Origin of the sequence: Natrinema zhouii (genome assembly GCF_013456555.2) — an archaeon.
In the GTDB taxonomy this organism is placed as follows: Archaea; Halobacteriota; Halobacteria; order Halobacteriales; family Natrialbaceae; genus Natrinema; species Natrinema zhouii.
The window spans coordinates 3,640,191-3,657,783 of sequence record NZ_CP059154.1 but is presented as its reverse complement, the minus strand read 5'-3'; the positions used below and the strand labels follow the sequence as shown (position 1 = coordinate 3,657,783).

The 17,593-nt window shown below is 65.1% G+C and carries 13 protein-coding genes; 4 read left to right on the top strand and 9 right to left on the bottom strand.

What is annotated here, in order from left to right; translation table 11 throughout:
• Positions 1-62: 62 nt before the first annotated feature.
• The 3 genes from HYG81_RS36850 to HYG81_RS36840 form a co-directional block, all read right to left on the bottom strand.
• On the bottom strand, positions 63-4,943 hold the full coding sequence (locus HYG81_RS36850) for a beta-galactosidase small subunit-related protein (protein WP_180841117.1): 4,881 nt from the start codon (positions 4,941-4,943) through the stop codon (positions 63-65).
• A 326-nt stretch (positions 4,944-5,269) separates the two neighbouring features.
• Positions 5,270-6,289 (bottom strand): phosphoribosylaminoimidazolesuccinocarboxamide synthase, encoded by a 1,020-nt coding sequence (locus HYG81_RS36845; RefSeq protein WP_180841116.1) that lies wholly within the window; start codon positions 6,287-6,289, stop codon positions 5,270-5,272.
• 141 nt (positions 6,290-6,430) lie between these two features.
• Positions 6,431-6,721, bottom strand: coding sequence for a hypothetical protein (locus HYG81_RS36840; protein WP_180841115.1), 291 nt, complete (start codon positions 6,719-6,721; stop codon positions 6,431-6,433).
• 182 nt (positions 6,722-6,903) lie between these two features.
• Here HYG81_RS36840 and cofH point away from each other — a divergent pair, with 182 nt between their 5' ends.
• Complete coding sequence (gene cofH, locus HYG81_RS36835) at positions 6,904-8,286, top strand: 7,8-didemethyl-8-hydroxy-5-deazariboflavin synthase subunit CofH (RefSeq protein ID WP_180841114.1); 1,383 nt, start codon at positions 6,904-6,906, stop codon at positions 8,284-8,286.
• A gap of 298 nt (positions 8,287-8,584) precedes the next feature.
• On the opposite strand, the gene HYG81_RS36830 is transcribed toward cofH, so the two are convergent.
• On the bottom strand, positions 8,585-9,223 hold the full coding sequence (locus tag HYG81_RS36830) for a cyclase family protein (protein WP_180841113.1): 639 nt from the start codon (positions 9,221-9,223) through the stop codon (positions 8,585-8,587).
• Between the two features lie 38 nt (positions 9,224-9,261).
• Here HYG81_RS36830 and HYG81_RS45810 point away from each other — a divergent pair, with 38 nt between their 5' ends.
• Positions 9,262-9,717 (top strand): DUF7344 domain-containing protein, encoded by a 456-nt coding sequence (locus HYG81_RS45810; RefSeq protein WP_425607552.1) that lies wholly within the window; start codon positions 9,262-9,264, stop codon positions 9,715-9,717.
• A gap of 234 nt (positions 9,718-9,951) precedes the next feature.
• Here HYG81_RS45810 and HYG81_RS36820 read toward each other — a convergent pair whose 3' ends face one another.
• The 5 genes from HYG81_RS36820 to HYG81_RS36800 all read right to left on the bottom strand — a co-directional run bounded on the left by HYG81_RS36820 (position 9,952) and on the right by HYG81_RS36800 (position 16,149).
• Positions 9,952-11,430 (bottom strand): PQQ-binding-like beta-propeller repeat protein, encoded by a 1,479-nt coding sequence (locus HYG81_RS36820; RefSeq protein ID WP_180841112.1) that lies wholly within the window; start codon positions 11,428-11,430, stop codon positions 9,952-9,954.
• A gap of 240 nt (positions 11,431-11,670) precedes the next feature.
• Positions 11,671-12,834 carry a 7,8-didemethyl-8-hydroxy-5-deazariboflavin synthase subunit CofG gene (gene cofG / locus HYG81_RS36815; RefSeq protein ID WP_180841111.1) on the bottom strand — a complete coding sequence of 388 codons (1,164 nt, stop codon included), beginning with the start codon at positions 12,832-12,834 and terminating at the stop codon, positions 11,671-11,673.
• 84 nt (positions 12,835-12,918) lie between these two features.
• The gene (cofC, locus tag HYG81_RS36810; protein WP_180841110.1) at positions 12,919-13,611 is read right to left on the bottom strand and encodes a 2-phospho-L-lactate guanylyltransferase; all 693 of its coding nucleotides are present in this window, start codon (positions 13,609-13,611) and stop codon (positions 12,919-12,921) included.
• Between the two features lie 160 nt (positions 13,612-13,771).
• On the bottom strand, positions 13,772-14,956 hold the full coding sequence (locus tag HYG81_RS36805) for a tubulin/FtsZ family protein (RefSeq protein WP_180841109.1): 1,185 nt from the start codon (positions 14,954-14,956) through the stop codon (positions 13,772-13,774).
• Positions 14,957-15,228: 272 nt separating this feature from the next.
• The gene (locus HYG81_RS36800; protein ID WP_180841108.1) at positions 15,229-16,149 is read right to left on the bottom strand and encodes a complex I NDUFA9 subunit family protein; all 921 of its coding nucleotides are present in this window, start codon (positions 16,147-16,149) and stop codon (positions 15,229-15,231) included.
• Positions 16,150-16,251: 102 nt separating this feature from the next.
• Here HYG81_RS36800 and tmk point away from each other — a divergent pair, with 102 nt between their 5' ends.
• Both tmk and HYG81_RS36790 read left to right on the top strand, forming a co-directional pair.
• Positions 16,252-16,863, top strand: a complete 612-nt coding sequence (gene tmk / locus HYG81_RS36795) for a dTMP kinase (RefSeq protein ID WP_180841107.1) — start codon at positions 16,252-16,254, stop codon at positions 16,861-16,863.
• A gap of 79 nt (positions 16,864-16,942) precedes the next feature.
• Positions 16,943-17,584 carry a hypothetical protein gene (locus HYG81_RS36790; protein WP_180841106.1) on the top strand — a complete coding sequence of 214 codons (642 nt, stop codon included), beginning with the start codon at positions 16,943-16,945 and terminating at the stop codon, positions 17,582-17,584.
• The last annotated feature ends 9 nt before the right edge of the window (positions 17,585-17,593 follow it).

Genomic DNA, 17,593 nt, shown 5'->3' with positions numbered 1-17,593 from the left:
CGGTAGAGGGAACGCGAGTTCTCTCCTCCCGTTCGATTCCGGAGGCGTCCTACCGCTCTGCGCTACTCGTCGTCGGGGAAGCCTCGGTTTGCCAGATCCATCGAGTCCGCTTCATCGGTCGCGAACGGGCGCAGAACGAACCGGAACGTCGCGGGCTCCGTCTCGACCTGATAGCGGTCGATCGGGTCCGTCGGCGTCCCGCCGACGCCGGTCACGGCGTGGTCGAGGTTGAAGCCGACCGAGCCGCGGTCCTCGAGTTCGTACTGGTGGGCGGCCGCGTCGAGGTTCGCCCATTGCTCGAGGCTGACGTTCATGCTCGCATCGCCGGCGACGCCGAGGAGGCCGACATCGCCGTCGGAGAGCGTCGCCCATCGCGTGTCGGCCTTGTTCCCGTTGTCCGTCGGGGGCAGGTACGGCACGTACTGCTCGTCGACAGATCCCGCGTACCGATCGACGGGCACGCCCCACTTGCGGTCGGGGTAAGTCTCGAGCTCACCGCGACCGTACCACTCGAACTCGTCGAACCGTTCGGGAAGTTCGATCTGGACGCCGACCTTCGGGAGCCACCCCTCGACGGTGCTCCGGAGCTGGCGGTTCGGGTCGGTCTCGACGTCGAGCACCACGTCACCGGAGCCGTAGACGCGGTACCGGTAGCTGGTCTCGAACCCGGGACCGTCCCGATCGACGTCCTCGAACTCGTCGAGATTCAGCCACGCGACCGCACCGTCGATCGGGTCGTCCGCGAGCGTCTCGAGTTCGGCCGGCGTGAGCGCGCGGTCGTAGATCCGGACGTTGTCCATCGCCGTTCCGTCCGCAACGCCGGGTGCGACCTCGGTCGGCGCGTCGACGTGAGTCAGCGGCCCGTCGAACGCGGCGCTCGACCCTCGTTGCTCGCCGTCGACGTACAGCCGCATCTCGGTTCCGTCCCAGACGCCGGCGAGGTGGTGCCAACCGTCCGTCCAGTTGTCCGGAACGGGCGCATCGGCGACCTGCCAGCCGCCGCCCGCGTTGAAGACGAACTCGAGATAGCCGTCGCGACCGGCGCGACGGCGCTTGAGTAGGTACTGTCGACCGCCCTTCGAGATGTACGTCTGCGCAGCGCCGCCCGCTTGCGGTTCGCCGGGTCTGACCCAGCACTCGAGGGTCAGCCCACCATCGGTGATGTCGAGGCTGTCCGACTGTTCGAACGCGAGCGAACTACCGTCGCCGAACTCGACGGCGGTCCCGGAAATGCCCTCGACGACCGAAGGCTCGTTCCGGAGGATCCCGTCGTTCCCGAATTCGGTCGCGTCGGGTGTGATCCGGACGTCGGCGGCCGCCCCTTCGACGAAGCTCTCGACGGCGACGTCGACGACGGAATCGCCCGACCGATTGACGGCCATCGATTCGACGGAATGGGTGAGTTCGTCGAGCCCCGCGTCGTACCAGCTGTACGCCGGCGAGCTGCCCCACTGCTGGATTTCGTTCATGATCGGCGCGCGCCACGCGTTGAACAGCGGTCCTCGATCGAGGACCTCCGTTCCGTCGTACCGCATCGAGGTGAGGGTGCCGATGTCCCCGTCGAACGCGTACTCGAAGCCCTCGCCGGAGACGACGATATCGTCGCCGTCGGAGACCGTCAGCGGCGCCATTTCGACTGGATCGACCGGCTCCGGCTCGGGGACGTCGAAGGGAACGTCGAGTTGCTCGAAGGCGACTTCGTGACCGGCGTCGGCGTATTCCGTCCCCTCCGGCAGCGTAAACGAGAGGGTCAGCCGGTACTCGGTCCCGGGTTCGATATCGTCGGGTTCCTCTAGGGGAACCGAGACGCGCCGAGACTCTCCGGGCGAGAGGTCGAGTTCGAGGTCGCCCGACTGGATCGGCTCGTCGTCGGCGACGAGCTCCCACGACCCTTCGAGAGCGTCGAGAGCGGTGAAGGCGTACTGGTTCGTGACGTAAATCTCGCCGTCGGCGACGTCGGCGTCCGCGACGCCGACCGGCTGGTGACTGTGTTTGAGCTGCCACAGCTCGGGCTGCGGACGACGGTCCGACCACAGTAGCCCGTTCAGTGAGAATGCACCGTCGGGGCCGTCTTCGTGGTAGAACTGGAACGGCTCGCCGTCTGTGTTCACGTCGTTCAGGTCCTGGTTCACCCAGTCCCAGACGAACCCGCCCTGAAGGCTCTGGTCCCGAAGGAGGTCCGCGAAGTCGTACCGGACGACGGCGCCTGCATCGGACGTGCCGTCGGCGTCCGCGGCTTCGTCGGCGTCGACGGCGCGCTCGTAAATGCCGACGGCGTCGATCGCGAGGCTCGCGTACGCGTCGTTCTCGGCGTCGGTTCCGATCGTGACTCGCGTGTCGCCGTCCGTGACCGCGAGGCCGTCGGTGGAGTGGGGCCCGGACGCGAGTTCCTCGCCGTCGACGTACAGTCGCAGTTCGTCGGCACCGTAGACGCCGACGATCGCGTGCCACTCGTCGTCGCTCAATCGGTCCGGAACCGGTGCAGTGACCGTTTCACCGTCGCCGTCGACAGCGAACTCGAGCGAGCCGTCCGCGATCCGTAGCGCATACCGGTCACCGCCAGTAATGAGCGGCGAGTCCGCGCTCGTCTCGAGGTCCCGAACGGAGAGGCCGACCGTGAAGCCGGGGCTCGTCTCGTCGGGTGTCGGGACGGTCCGGACGTCGAGGTAGTCGCCGCTCCCGCCAAGGACGACGGCGCCGTCGGTATTGGTGCTCGGTGCAGCGTCGGGACCGGGGACCACGTCCGGGGAGCCGACTAGGGCGCCGTGACCGTCGTCGCCGGCGCGGTTCGTCGCGCGACGGACGGGCGGCATGATGTGTTCGGACCACATCTCGTGGACCAGCCCTAAGCTGTTCCCCATCGCGTGGTTGTACTCGCCCATGACGACCGATCGGAGGCCGTCGCCGATGTGCGAGCCGTCGGCGGTCCGCAGGAGCGTCCCGACGCTGGGGTAGCGCGGACCGAGCATATCGCTGTACTCGACGTTCCAGCCGCCGCCGTTGGGCTGGTGATACATGAGTCGGTCGGGTGCGAGCCCCTCGACCGGACCGTCGTACGACTCGACGGGTCCGACGCCGTTCACGTCCGCGGTGTCGGGCGGCAGGTATGCGTCGGAGTCCATCGCGAGGGCCGCCATGTTGAGGTGTTCGGCGCCGGTACCGGCCTCGTTGCCTGTCGACCACGAGAACACGGACGCGTGGTTTCGGTCGCGGAGGACCATCCGGCGGAACCGTTCGACGGCCTGCTCGTGGTAGACCTCTGTGTCCGCCAAGAGGTCCTCCCACCAGTGGGACTCGACGTAGACCTCGTCCTGCACGTAGATCCCGTACTCGTCCGCGAGGCGGTACAGCGACGGATCGTTCGGGTAATGTGACGTCCGGACCGCGTTCACGTTGAACCGCTTCATCGTCTCGAGGTCCTCGCGGAGTGTCTCGATCGGGACGGTCCGTCCGGAATCAGGATCGGTCTCGTGACGGTTCACACCCTTGACGTTCACCGGTTCGCCGTTGACTGTGATGACCGCGCCCTGTTCGCCGCGGTTTGTCTCATATTCCCGGAATCCGACCTTCTCGAGCATGAACTCGGTCGTCTCGTCCTCGGAGACGAGTTCGAGCACCAGCGTGTAGAGGGTCGGGTGCTCGGCGGACCACTTCGCTGGGTCCTCGACATCGGCCTCGAGCGCGAGGACGGCGCCGTCGCTGTCGACCGTCTCGGACGCGGATACGGTCGCGACGTTCCGCCCGTGCGGCGGGTCATTTCGCCCGGGCTTGCCACGGTCGCCGTTCCGCCCGGATTTGCCACGGTCGTCGCCCCGCCCGGATTTGCCACGGTCGCCGTTTCGTCCGGGTTTGCCTCGACCGCCCTTCTCCCCGGGCTTCCCTCGATCGTCCGGCGGCCCGCGCCCCGGATGGGCTCGGTCCGGACCGAACAGGTGTCCCGTGACCGTGTACTCGCCCCGTTCGTCGTCGGTGTAGTTCGCGAGTTCGACGTCCACAGCGAGCGTGGCGTCCTCGTAGTCGTCGTCGAGGGCCGTGCGGACGTCGAAGTCCCGCATGTGGACCTGCGGCGTAGAGTAGAGGTAGACGCTCCGGTGGATGCCAGAGTACCGGAACATGTCGATCGTCTCGAGCGCCTCGCCGTCGGACCAGCGGTAGACCTGAACCGTCACTTGACTCTCCTTTCCGGGAGCGACGTGATCCGTGACATCGAACTCCCCGGGCGTCATCGCGCCCTGCTGGAAGCCGACGTATTCGCCGTCGATCCAGACGAAGTACGCCTGTTTGGCGCCCTCGAAATGGAGGAAGACCTCCCGGCCGTCCCACTCCGACGGGACGGTGAACGTCCGTCGATACGTCCCAACGGGGTTCGCGCCGTCGTCGTCGACGCCGGGAACGTCGACTAGGCCGTCCTCGCCGGGGACGAGATCGCCCGCTTGGCTCGGATCGTAGTGATCCCACGTGATCGAGTTATTCGTGTACAGCCGCTGATCGTATCCCTCGGTCTGCCACACCGACGGCACCGAGATCGAGTCCCAGTCGGTGACCCCGTCGTAAGAGTCGGCCAGCTCGGACGGGCGCTCGTAGAACCGGAAGTCCCACTCGCCGTTGAGCGATCGGACGTACGACGACTGTTCGAACCGCGATTCGAGTTCCGTGAACGGTTCGTCGGCCCGTCGAGCGGTTCCCATCGACTCGTACGGGATCGCGGTCGTGACGTGGGTCGGTTCCCGATTCTCCGCGAAGACGGTCGGGTCCTCGAGATACGCCGAGAGATTGCGGATTCGGCCGGGGCCGGGGTCACCGGTATCGGGCGCCCCGACGCTCGCTCCGACGGCCGCCGGCACGAGCGCGGCCATCCCCGTCGTCGCTAAAAACTCCCGTCGGGAAGCGGCCAGTGAGGTCCCGAGACCTCGTTCCGCCCCCCGTTCTCGCTCTCGAGTCATACGTCTCCTCGCGACGCAGTGACCGCAAGGTCGATTTGTCTCATGGCTCTCGTTGGCGTATTTCATATTATCATATAAAATCACGTGTGGAAACAGGATTGTTGTAACTTCTGTGACATTAGAACGGAGAGTAGCGCTACGGATAGGTTTGATCGGCAAATGATGGAATTCAGATATATGGCGGGGTAGATATAGAAGAGGACGATGACTGGGTTCCAATCGACCGTCGACCCGCGAATCAGGACACGGTCCGTCCGCATTTCGAGAGTGCGGACCCACTCTCCGATCGGTTTCGATCGGCGGACAGCAATCGCAACCGGGTCGCCTTAGAGCCGCCGAACCGCACCGATCGCGCTCGAGAGCGGCGGCGCGTCGAAGAACTCCCGGCCGGTGTAGGCGTTGGCCCCGGCGCAGTACAGGTTACTGGCGGTCTCGAGGACGTCGTCTTCGAGCGGTGCCGGCTCCTCGTCACAGAGGGACTTCCAGTCGGCGACGTCCGCTTGCTTCGCCTGGGCCTTGGCGGCATTGACGGCCTGCACCCACTCGGGCTGGGTGCGCTTGTGATACTGGCGGAGCACCTCCTTCGAAAGCTGGGCGCCCTCGTAGCTGAAGCGGTTCTCGTCGAAGGTGCCGACGACGTCGGCGACGCGGATTTCGCCCCGATAAAAGAGACACTCGATCTTGCCGTCCTCGTGGACCAGTCCGGCGGAGTCGGCCTGCTCGGTGACGATCCGGTTGACCTCGCGGGCGAGCGACTCGAGGTCCTCGATCGACGCCGTCCCGGCGATCGAATCGGCTTCCTCGCGGTCGAGGTGGCGGTCGCCCTCCTCGTACTTCGTGGTGAACTCGATGATCGGCTCGTCGAGGTCGACGGCCTCGTCGGGCCAGCTATCGAACGCGAGGCCGTGATCGGCGGGCTCGGTTCGGCTTCGCAGGCTTGAGCCGACTGGAACTCGGTTTCGGAAGACGATCTCGAGGGGGATCAGGTAGTTCTCGCCGGCCGCGTCGTGATAGTGCTCGTAGTCGTACTCTCGGCCCTCGTTAGGGAGATCGGGCACCTGGGTGAGGTCGATGGCCATCTCCCAGGGCGGGTGGGTCGCCTCCTCGAGCGGCACGACATCGCCGTTCTCGACGACGCCGCGGTAGTGGGTGGGGACGCCTTCGGCCTCGAGCAGTTCGAAGTTGAACGCGCCCATTGTACAGAGGCTCGCGCCCTTCTGGGGGATTTGGTCGGGCATCTTCCCCCAGTCGAACACCGAGTAGTCGTCGGTGAAGACGAACGACCCGCGGCCGAGTTCCTCGTCGGTCGCCGCTTCCTCGATGCGGAACTCTTTGACGCTCGTCACGCGGGACACCTCAGGACGTGTTCGTCGCCGTCGCTCATACTCCAGTTGCCGTGTCCGGACCGTAAGAAGGTTTCAGTATCGGGTCACTGGCCCGCGATCGGTGACGCGCTCCCTCGGTCGAATCGCTATTTTCGCGCCCTCTCAGTCGTCTTCGACGGTCGCGAGCAGCTCTTCGGCCTCCCGGTGCAACGGTCCCTCGAGCGGCTCGTCGTCGACCAGTTCCCGAAGCGTTGAATCACACTGCGGCGTCGCTAACTCCTCGAGGGCCTGGCGGCGATACCGGTCGTCGATGCGCTCCGTTCGGACGAGCGCCTCGAGTTCGTCGCACTCGTTGGCGGTTCTCAGTTCCCGAATCGCGCCTACCCGCTTTTCCTCGGCGGCTCCCTCGTCGAGGGCGAGATCGACGCATTCCTCCGGCGTCCGTGAACTCATGAGCGACCGTTTGCGACCCACGCCGATAATTCCGAGACCTGCTCACTCCGTGTCGCGGTCTCACGCCTCGAGACCGACGCTCGTCGGCCGGTCTCGATGCCCATCGGGTGCGAGCGGTCGGTGTCGGAAATGCGGGCCTCAATCCATCACGCTTTTCTCAGTGTACGGACATCGTTACATCGATGGAGCGACCGGTGACCGAGGCCGACCTCACGTTCGATCACGTTCCCGAGACCGACCAGTCATTCGAGAACGCGCTGGCAAAGGCACGCGACGGCGACCGGCTCACGGTCGACGACGCGATCGAGTTACTCACGACGGGCACCGAGAGCGAGGGGATCGACCGGAAACGCAAGGAACGCGTGCTCGAGGCGGCCGATCGCCGCCGCGCCGAGATGGTCGGCGAGGAGGTCACCTTCATCGCGAACCTGAACAACAACGTCACGACGGCCTGTAACGTGGGCTGTCTGTTCTGTAACTTCAAGGACGCCGCTCACACCTTCGAGCGCGAGACGGAAATCGAGACGGCCGGGTTCACGAAGACGCCCGCGGAATCCCGCGAGATCGTCGCCGACGCCGTCGATCGAGGTATCTACGAGGTAACCTCAGTTTCCGGTCTCCACCCCGCGTTCGCCCTCGACGAGGAACACCGAGCGATCCTCGACGACCACCCGAACCCCAAAGAAGTCAACTACAAACCGCCGGCGGTCTACGAAACCAGCCCGGGAACCTACACGGACCAGATATCGGCGATGAGCGTCGACGGCGTCCACGTCCACTCGATGACTCCCGAAGAGGCCTACCACGCCCGTCGGGGCACCGACTGGTCCTACGAGGAGGTCTATCGACGGCTGAAGGAGGCGGGGCTTGATACCGTTCCCGGAACCGCAGCGGAGATTCTCGTCGAGGAGGTCCGCGAGGTGATCTGCCCCGGCAAAATCAGTACGGACGGCTGGCTCGAGGCCATGGAGGCCGCCGCGAACGTCGGCCTCGAGATGACGGCGACGATCATGTACGGCCACGTCGAGAACGAGGCCCACCGCGCGATGCACTTAGAGCGGATCCGAGACCTGCAGGATCGGACCGGGAACATCACCGAGTTCGTGCCGCTCTCCTTTATCCACCAGAACACGCCGCTGTTCGAACACGACGTCGTTTCGGGCGGCGCGAGCATCGACGAGGACGAACTGATGATCGCCGTCTCGCGGCTCTTCCTCGACAACATCGACCACATCCAGTCCTCGTGGGTCAAGTACGGCGACGAACACGGGCTGAAGCTGCTCAACTGCGGGGCCGACGACTACATGGGAACGATCCTTTCCGAGGAAATCACGACCCGCGCCGGCGGCGAGCACGGCGAGTTCCGCTCGTTCGAGGACTACGTCGAGATGATCTCCTCGATCGGCCGCGTGCCAGTCGAGCGCTCGACCGACTACGAGAAGCGTCGCGTCATCGACCCCGACGAGCCGCCCTTCGGCCCCCGACTCGGGCCGAAGGCCGACGGGACGCCGCTGCTGACTCGAGCGGAACGGGACGCACGCGATACCGTCCCCGCCGACGACTGATCGAAGCACCGCGTCGATCGCTCTCGAACTGATTCCTACTAGTCCAGAGGCGGTGGGACGTATCCCTCGAGACTGATCAACCGTCATGCGGTGGCGCGCGCTGTCGGCCGTCCGAACGCCAGTGAGGGCGGCCGATGACGCTGCGCGAGGGATGAACGAGCGACGACAGGAGCGAGTGAATCGGCTGGGGAGGGCGTGGCGATCCCCTGTTGCCACGATAGCAGGGCACACCTCCTGTTCACAGTTACCCACGACTCATTCCTATGCCACTCGAGTCCACGAACTACTCGAGAGCACGCTATTCGTTCACGACGCCGACAGCTCGAACCGGTGCGCCGTCCCCCTCGAGCGCCAGCGGATACGCCCGGAGCTCGAACCGATCTCCGACCGCCTCGAGGTTCGTCAGGTTCTCGAGTACCAGCAAATCGTTACCCAGCAGCGCGTGGTGGGCCTGGAATCCCTCCGGCTCGTCCTCGCCGGCGTTGTCCGTCGGCGTCGGATCCGGATTGAGCGCGTCCACGGCCACGTCGAATCCTCGTTCGACGCAGGTCTCGGCTGCGGCCGGGGAGAGGTACGGATGCTCGAGATACCGATTCGTTCCCCAGTGGTCATCCCAGCCCGTCCAGCATGCCACGAGGTCGGCGTCAGTATCTGGAATTCGGTCAGCCGGAATCGGCTCGCGCGCCTCGAGGTCGCAGCAATCGACCCGGACGGCGTCGAAGACGAACCGCTCGAGCGGGAACGCCTCGAGGGTCTCCCCGTCGGGTTCGGTGTGTGCGGGCGCGTCGACGTGGGTGCCGGTGTGGCTCCCGCACTCGAGGGAAGCGACGCGGACGCCGTGGTCCTTGTGGGTCGCGTGTCGCCGGACGGTGACCGCGGGGTCGTCGGGATACGTTTGCATCCCGGTCCGGATCGGCTGAGTGAGATCGACGTGCATACGCGGTACCCGGTAGCGAAGGCGGATAACGCTGTGCGATTCTCCGATCGAAAACCAGCGACCCAAACGCCATCGGCGGTGCGAGTGCGAGCGGCTGGCCGAACGACCACGGTCGACACCTACGGCGAGAGGAAGCGTTTCGGTGCCGGCGACGGAAGGGATTACGCGACCATATAGACAGCCAGAAGACCGTCGGGCGCGACCTCACGTCGCTGCCGCGGCCTCGAGCCACAGCACGCAGGCTCGAGGCGCTCGAGGTTGTCACCGTCGGAACCCTCACGACCGCGATCGCCGACTGGGACGGAGACCACACCCAGACAGAGCCACCAACCGCTACCAGAACCGTCGAAACCGCCCTTCGCCACGTCCACCTCCCGAAACTCTCCGACGCCGATACGGACGCTATCGAACCGGGAGAGACGGACGGTATCACTCCGTTGCTCGAGGACACGGCACGGATCGACGGGTACGTACGGACCGCCCCCAGCAACTGAGTGGGACCGTCGGCGCGGTCGTTCCACGACACCAACGTCTCACGATGACGTCGGTTGACGGATACGGTCGCGTCTAGGGGTAGTCGACGAACTGGTGACGAAACCGTCTACCGACGCTACTTCTCTGATGCCCCCGCTCGGTGCCGTCGACACGGTACGCGCGAGACTCTTTTCCGCCACCGTCAAATCGGGCTCGTTCGTTCGCAGGTCCGCCGAGGCGTCGACCGCCGCGGGTCAGCAGTCGGAATCGCTCTCGTCGCTACCGTCCTCGGTTTCGTCGTCCGGTTCCGTTTCGTCCTGAACGTCGTCCTCCTGCTCCTCGCACTGGTCATCTTCTTGCTCGTCTTGACCGTCGTCCTCTTGCTCCTCACACTGGTCATCTTCTTGCTCGTCACCCTCTCGTCCCTCGCCCTGATCGCCAGAGGCACGCAGCGCGATGAGTTCGTCGGGCGCATCATTGTGGTACAACCGGAAATACAGCGTGTTCTCGTCGACACCGGCAAGCGCATGGGGCGAGCCGTCGACCTCCCAGCTCCACGTTTCCGTCCCGCTCTCGAGATCGAATCCAACGACCTCGGAGGTGCGGGTGGCTATCAGGGTATCCCCGACGATGAGCGGCGGGAAATAATAAATGTCGGAGGCGGTCCAGCTCTCCTCGGAGCCGTACGTCGAGACGGTGATGGGACCGCTACCGGGGCGGATCGTGTCGTGGGTCACTCGAACGTCGGCCGTCGCGGTTCTCGTGGACTTCGACGTTTGGACGGTTTCACCGGTCTCGGAATCGAGGACAGTCTCTTCTAACCCGTCCACCTTATTCTGTACGCAGACGAACGCCTCGGTCGCGATGAGCTTCTCGAAAGCGCCGTCTTCGAGCACGATACCCCATTGTTTCTCGCCCGTCTTCGCATCGAGTTCGGTGACTCCACCGTCCCACTGGATGCCAGCTTTCGAACCGGTTCCTTTAAATTCGCCGCCGCCCGTTATCGCGTAGACCGATCCGTTCACGACGGCGACCGGTGCCGTTTTGAACCCCACCGGGGCGGGATCGGCCGTTTCCCGGTTCTCCTGTCTCGCTTCGACCTGTTCGCGTTTCCACCGGGTCGACCCATCGTCGCCGTCGAGTGCGTACAGGGTCGCGTCGGCGTTGAAGCGACTCCCGTCAGCGACGACGTAGATCACGCCGTCGGCAGCGGTCGCGTTGGAAATCCATAGCTCGGGATCGAATTCGCGCTCCCACTGGAACGAGCCGTCCGCGGTGTCGAACGCCGTGACGCGATCCGTGCCACTGACGTAGACCGTTCCGTCGGCGACCGTCGGCCGCTGTCTCCCGGTCACCTCGGTCTTCCACTCGAGTGTCCCGTCGTCGGCGGAAGCCACGCGAAGTTCGGTCTGCTCGTAGTCGGTCGATTCGAACTCCCCCACGAGGTAGATCCGCCCGTCGACGACGGCGATATCACCGTCGTTGCTGCCACCGCGCAAGGTGTCGGATCTCCAGGCGATGGTGTTCGGTTCAGGGAACCCGTCGTCCAGCGGTAGATAGCGGGAGTTCGCGGCGTTCCCGTAAACCGAGGACCAGCCGGGCGGATCGCCGGTCGAGGTCCCACTCGAGGCCGTGTCTTCTTCGGCGACTGTCGACCCGATGGAGGCGAGTATACCGGGGGTCGAAAGCGCTGCACCAGTTGCGAGGACCGCACGGCGATTCCAGTCTGGCATACCGATGGCAGCGCCTGCCGGTCGTATTATTATAGCTCGTATATGTTATAATTGGCAATTTCACAACTATATTTCACGGTAGCGTCTGTCACGGCCGTCGTGACGAGAGCGACTCGCCGAGCCAATCAGCCCACTCACGCGTCTCGACGATCAAACCTCCGGAAACGGAACCAGATTCGCCCGAAATCGACGGTTTGAGCCGGTGGTTCGGTGGATCGATACCGCGCTGTGAGGGCGAACTCAGCGCGGAACGGTCGCCGTCTCGTCTCGAAGCACCGACCGATAGCGCTCGCCCGCTGAATCATCGGCCTCGAGCGCGTCCCGGATCGTCGGCGAGATCCACTCCCGACCGCCGTCCGCGCCATCGGCGACTCGCCCGTCGAAGCCGTCAGTCCGCAGATCCGGCGGGAAGAATCGCTCGTAGACGGGGAGGCGTTCGCCCAGCGGAACGTTCGCGTGAGCCGCGATCTCCTCGAGCTCGCGCAGCGCGGGCCACGTGTAGTCGGGATTGATGTGATCGTCGGTAACGGGCGAGACGCCGCCGAGATCGTCGACGCCGCAGTCGATCAGGTCCTTGGCGGGGGCGAGGTTCGGTGGAACCTGTACCGAAATCTCCTCCGGCAGCGCGACGCGGGCCATCGCCGTCACCCGGCGCATCGTCGCGAGGTCGGGCGAGCCGTCCGACCAGCGCTCGTTGTTCATCACCGGCTGGACGATCACCTCCTGGATGTGGTCGTAGCGCTCGTGGAGTTCGCGAATCGCGAGCAGGCTCTCCGCGCGATCTCGCCAGTTCTCGCCGATCCCCACCAGAATCCCGGTCGTGAAGGCAACGTTCAGTTCGCCCGCGTTCTGCAGGGTTCGCAGCCGCTGGCCGGGCACCTTGCGTCGGGGACCGGCGTGGGCCCCGACTTCCGCGGTCGTCTCGAGCATCACGCCCATGCTAGCGTTGACGTCCGCGACGAGCGCCAGCTGCTCGCGGGTCTGGTCGCCCGGGTTGGCGTGGGGAAGTAGTCCCTCCTCGAGGGCGACCTCACAGGCCTCGCGCAGGTAGCTGTGAATTGAATCGTGGCCCCAGTCCGCAAGCTGGTCGTGAATCTCGGTGTAGCGGTCGTCTGGATCGTCGCCGAACGTGAACAGCGCCTCCGTACAGCCCGCGTCGGCCCCCCGCTGGCAAATCTCGCGGATCTCCTCGAGCGAGAGCAGGGAGGCTTGCCCCGGCGGGTCGAAGTAGGTGCAGTAGGTACAGGTGTAGCGACAGGCCGTGGTGAGCGGGATGAACACGTTCCGGGAGAACGTCAGCGCCGGCGGTGCCTCGACATCGTTCGGACTGACCTGCAGGAGCTCTTCGACGGCCCCATCGTCGACCGCGATATCGACGCCGTACTCGCTCGCCCCGGGAAACATTACCTCTGGCTCTCGGTGCTCGGCACATAAGGGCTTCACTTCGCCGCGGAGCGGAGCGTCTCACGCTCCTCTTCTTTCGTCGCCTCACTTCGGCACTTGGTCGCTGCGAGCGATCGCAACCCGTCCGTCGTGATCGTCGAGTTCGAACCCAAACCCCCGGAGGCAGGCCGGGGCGCGATCTGTCTCGCGTCCGTGGACGAGCACTTCGACGAGATCCGACGGCTCGTCGATATCGGTCGCCAGCCGGAACGAGTCGATCGTCTCGAGGCTGGCACCCACTTCGCGGGCGATCTCGCGATGGTCGAGATAGGAACAGCCGTGGTAGTCCACGAAGAATTCGGGATGTCGAACGACGAGCGCGTTCGTTCCGCCGCCACGTCCCGGCGCGATCGCGACGTCGGCATCGGTGGACAGGAGCGCCTCGAGCGCGTCGGGGGTCGCCAGCGCGAGGTCGGCCATGACGACGGCGACGGCGTCGGGATCGTCGTCCATATCGTCACGGGCACCGCTTCCCGGGAGCCGCGCGTTGACCGCCTCCGTCAGCGGTCGAGCGTCGACCGTAACCGATGTCGACGCAGTGACCTCGCTCGGAAGCTCGAGTGTCTCGAGGTCGAGTGGCGCAGTCGAGACGATCCGGGGCTCGTGTCCCGCGCCGACGATCGCACTGAGGACGTCCGCGAGCATGGCGCGGGAAATAGCTCCTCGCTCGGCCGGCGTGAGTACGGACTCGAGGCGAGTCTTCGGCGTCTCGGCAGCGAACGGGACCACGACGCGCATCTGAATCTGATTGCGGTAGTTCGGGCGTGCTCAAAAACACGTCGGAGTACGCCCGTTTGCCGTCGCGGAATCCACGTCGCGAGTGCGAGTGTGCAGCCGCGCTCGTGCCCCCCGACACGATCTCGGGTGCTCGCGATTTCCGTTTCGAAGGAACGGTGGCCTAGAACAGCGGCTCGAGTTCGTCCTCGTCGTCCTCGACGAGTTCCTCGAGGTTTTCGCTGCTGTCCTGCTGGATGTCGTCCATGTTGTCCTGTGCTTCGATAGCGACCTGCTGCAGCCGCTTGATCCGGGGGACGTTCGTCACGCCGGAGAGCAGGATCGCCGCAGCCACTTCGGGCTCCTCTCGCGGGAAGTCGCCACCGCGGACTTCCATGCTGCCCGTTTCCTCCTCGAGCCACTTCCGCCCGCGTTCGATGCCTTTCCGGTTCAGGTACTCCGAGGGACCGGAGAGCACGAGCAGGGCGCGCTCGGTGCCTTCAATCTCACACGGGAGCGTGAGCCGTCCGAGCGCGGCCTTGCGGACGAGGCTCGTGATGCGGTTCGTCGTATTCGCGGCGTCGAGACTGTCGTCGTTGCCGCCACCGTCACCGGTGAATCGGGAGAGCAGTCCGCCGCCGCCCGAGTTCACCTCGACCTCCTCCGAGGCGAAGCCGACGGTGGAAACACCGCCGCCGGAGAGCGTGTTGATAATCTCGGAAGAGTCGACGACGCTCTCGGCGACTTCCTGGCCCTCGCCGACTTCGCCGGCACCGAAGAGGATGCCGAATCGGCGGACGATCTCCTCGTTGATCTGGTCGTACCCGCCCTCCATGGACTCGCCGGTCTGTCGCCACGAGTCGTTGTCGAAGACGAGCAGGTTGTCGACCTCACGGACGAACGTCTGGAACGATCTGGCCGCGTTGAGGGTGTAGATCCCGCCTTCGTCTGTCCCCGGCAGGACGCCGAGGCCGTAGATCGGGATCGTGTAGATCCGCTTGAGGTGTTTGGCGAGGACGGGCGCACCGCCCGAACCGGTTCCGCCGCCCATGCCGGAGACGATCAGAAAGGCGTCGACCTCGTGGGTCGGGATCGAGTCGATGGCGTTCTGTACCTCGTCGATGTCCTCCTCGGCGACTTCCGCGCCGAGTTCGTTGTCTGCACCCACGCCGTGGCCCTTGACGCGGGCCTGGCCGATGAGTACGCGATTCTCCTGTGGAATATTGTCGAGACCGATGAGATCCGCCTTCGCGGAGTTGACGGCAATCGCCGCGCGGACGATTCCGCTACCCGTCCGATCGTCGTAATCGAGGAATCGATCGACGATTTTGCCACCGGCCTGTCCGAATCCGATCATCGCCAGCTTCATTGTTTGTTAGGGGGCTCCGTTGCATTGGTATCAGTGCAATGCAGGATATAAGTCTTGTGCTAACGTGAATTTCTTGATTCCTTTAATATCACCCTTTCTCGGGCGAATGAGGTGGTATTCGCGTCCGTTTTCTGATCCCGAAAGCGTCGTTCTCACTCCCCCGTACTGTTTTTTATATGAGATGTTACCGCAAGATGGATCGCGACGCGGTCCCGGGATAGGTCCCCGGCAGAGACGGTCGGGATGAGCGACGGCTTGGGAGGGTCTCGCCGCTAGACCGACTTCGCTGATCGCTCCTGACGTCTGCTCCCCTCGAGGCCGAGAGACGCACCGAGCGTCGTCATCGCCGCCGGATCCCGGCCGAAAACGGAGACGTCGTTGTCGTCGACTGTGTTGTCGAACTCGAGCGATCGGGCCTGATCCGGGCCGAACGGAACGAACGGCAGCGGCCCGATCGCCGAGAGCCCGAGTTTGGCCAGTTCCATCGGAATCGGGACGATCCTGACGTCTCTCCCCTCGGCCTCGTAGGCGAGCTCCGTCACGTCCGCGAGCGTTGCGACCTGCGGGCCGGCGAGCTCGTAGGTCTCGCCGACGTGGGAGTCGTCCTCGAGCGCGTCGGCCAGCATGGGGACGAGATCACCGACCCAGATGGGTTGAAACTGCGTCTTTCCGCCGCCCGGCAACGCCGTCAGGTACGGCGTCGTCAGCGTTTTCGTGAACTCGACGAACTCGCCGCCGTCGCCGAAGACGACCGACGGGCGAACGATCGTCCACTCGAGCGACGAGTCGCGGACTACCGCTTCTGCCTCCCCCTTGGCGCGAATGAACGCGGTAGAACCGTTCGGATCGGCTCCGAGCCCGCTCAGCTGGAGAAATCGGTCGACGCCGCCGGCCTCGGCGGCACGGACGAGGTTCTTCGTGCCGCCGAGGTGGACCTCTCGGTGGCTTGTTCCCCGGGGCGGTTTGAACAGCGGTGAGAGCGAGACGAGATTGACGACGGCGTCGTGGCCCGCGACGGTGTCGACGATCGAGTCGTACGCGCTGACGTCGCCCATCGCCGACTCGACGTCGTCTGGGAGCCCGTCGTCATCCGGAGACCGGGAGAGTGCCGTCACCTCGTGGCCGCGCTCGGCCAGTTCCGCACACAAGTTCGTGCCGATGAAGCCGGTGCCGCCGGCGACGAGAATTTTCATACCCGAAACGTGATCTCGCAGCGATAAATAACTGGGCGACGATGTTGTGACCCGTTCGACCCTCTCGACAGATTGTAGTACCCGTCACGACGAGGTTCGACCATGCTCGTCACGCTCGAGGGACTGGACGGCAGCGGCAAGACGACGGTCTGGGAGGCCCTGCGCGAGCGGTATCCCGAGGCCACGTTCACGCGCGAACCCACGGACGATTCCTGGTACGGCGAGGCCGTCTACCGTTCGATCGAGGACGACGACGCCGACCCGCTGGCGGAACTGTTTCTCTACACCGCCGATCACGCGGATCACCTCTCACGGGTGATCGAACCCGCCCTCGAGCGCGACGACCTCGTGGTCTCCGATCGGTACTCCGACTCGCGCTTCGCCTATCAGGGCGCGACGCTCGCAGCGGCCGAGGGCTACGACCTCGCGGATCCGCTCGAGTACGTCGTCGACGTTCACCGGCCGTTTTCGGTCGAACCGGACGTGACGATTTACCTCGATCTCGACCCCGAAACCGCCGCGACCCGCGCGGGGACGACGAACAAGTTCGAACGCGCCGAGTACCTCGCGTCGGTTCGGGACAACTACGAGCGACTGCTCGAGCGCGATCCCGATCGGTTCGTCCGCGTCGACGCGACGCAGTCGCCGGACGCGGTGCTCGAAGACGTCTCGACCGCCCTCGAGTCGGCAGTGGCGGATTCCGACTCGAGTTGAGGGTCGAAGCGATCGGCCCGTCGGACCGAGCGGCTCGCTGCCAGTGGGTTTATAGCGACGTGGTTGTTCGCAGTGCGATATGGGTGACCGTCAGGGAGGACGACACGCCGAGACGGGGTCGATCGACCTCGAAGACGTCTTCGAGAACGTGTTCCGTAACGGCCGCACGAACGCCGTCCTCTCGTGGACGCTCGTCACCGTACTCGTCGTGGTGTTCATCGAGAGCGCACTCGATGTCGATCGGCAGTGGACGGTGTTCGTCGCGGCCGTCGGCACAATCGTGCTCGTGCCACCGGTCTCCGCTCGAGAGTGGCGAATGATGCTTCCGTGGGAACTGCTCGTTCTCGCGCTGTTACCGATCCTGACTCGCGGGCTCTTCGGCGGCACCGTCAGCACGTTCGCCATGTACCTCTCGATCGCTGCGATCGCGTTGATCGTCACCGTGGAGCTACACATGCTCACGGCGATGCGCGTCACTCACTGGTTCGCGATCGCGCTGGTCGTCATGACGACGCTGGCGTCGGCCGCCGTCTGGACGGTCATCCGGTGGAGCCTGGATCGTACGTTCGGAACGTCGTACCTCTCGACGAACGAGGCGTTAATGATCGAATACCTCTGGGTGGCGGCAGCGGGGCTCGCCGCCGGCGTTCTCTTCGACGCCTATTTCAGACGCCGCGATCGCCGGCTCCGACGCGTGATCGGCTGGGTGATCCGCCGATGAGGCTGCTCC

Coding starts and splice junctions, on each gene's coding strand:
- HYG81_RS36850 (WP_180841117.1), bottom strand. CDS start 4,943: ATGACTCGAGAGCGAGAACGGGGGGCGGAACGAGGTCTCGGGACCTCA.
- HYG81_RS36805 (WP_180841109.1), bottom strand. CDS start 14,956: ATGAAGCTGGCGATGATCGGATTCGGACAGGCCGGTGGCAAAATCGTC.
- cofC (WP_180841110.1), bottom strand. CDS start 13,611: ATGCGCGTCGTGGTCCCGTTCGCTGCCGAGACGCCGAAGACTCGCCTC.
- HYG81_RS36790 (WP_180841106.1), top strand. CDS start 16,943: ATGGGTGACCGTCAGGGAGGACGACACGCCGAGACGGGGTCGATCGAC.
- cofH (WP_180841114.1), top strand. CDS start 6,904: ATGGAGCGACCGGTGACCGAGGCCGACCTCACGTTCGATCACGTTCCC.
- tmk (WP_180841107.1), top strand. CDS start 16,252: ATGCTCGTCACGCTCGAGGGACTGGACGGCAGCGGCAAGACGACGGTC.
- HYG81_RS36840 (WP_180841115.1), bottom strand. CDS start 6,721: ATGAGTTCACGGACGCCGGAGGAATGCGTCGATCTCGCCCTCGACGAG.
- HYG81_RS36820 (WP_180841112.1), bottom strand. CDS start 11,430: ATGCCAGACTGGAATCGCCGTGCGGTCCTCGCAACTGGTGCAGCGCTT.
- cofG (WP_180841111.1), bottom strand. CDS start 12,834: ATGTTTCCCGGGGCGAGCGAGTACGGCGTCGATATCGCGGTCGACGAT.
- HYG81_RS36830 (WP_180841113.1), bottom strand. CDS start 9,223: ATGCACGTCGATCTCACTCAGCCGATCCGGACCGGGATGCAAACGTAT.
- HYG81_RS36800 (WP_180841108.1), bottom strand. CDS start 16,149: ATGAAAATTCTCGTCGCCGGCGGCACCGGCTTCATCGGCACGAACTTG.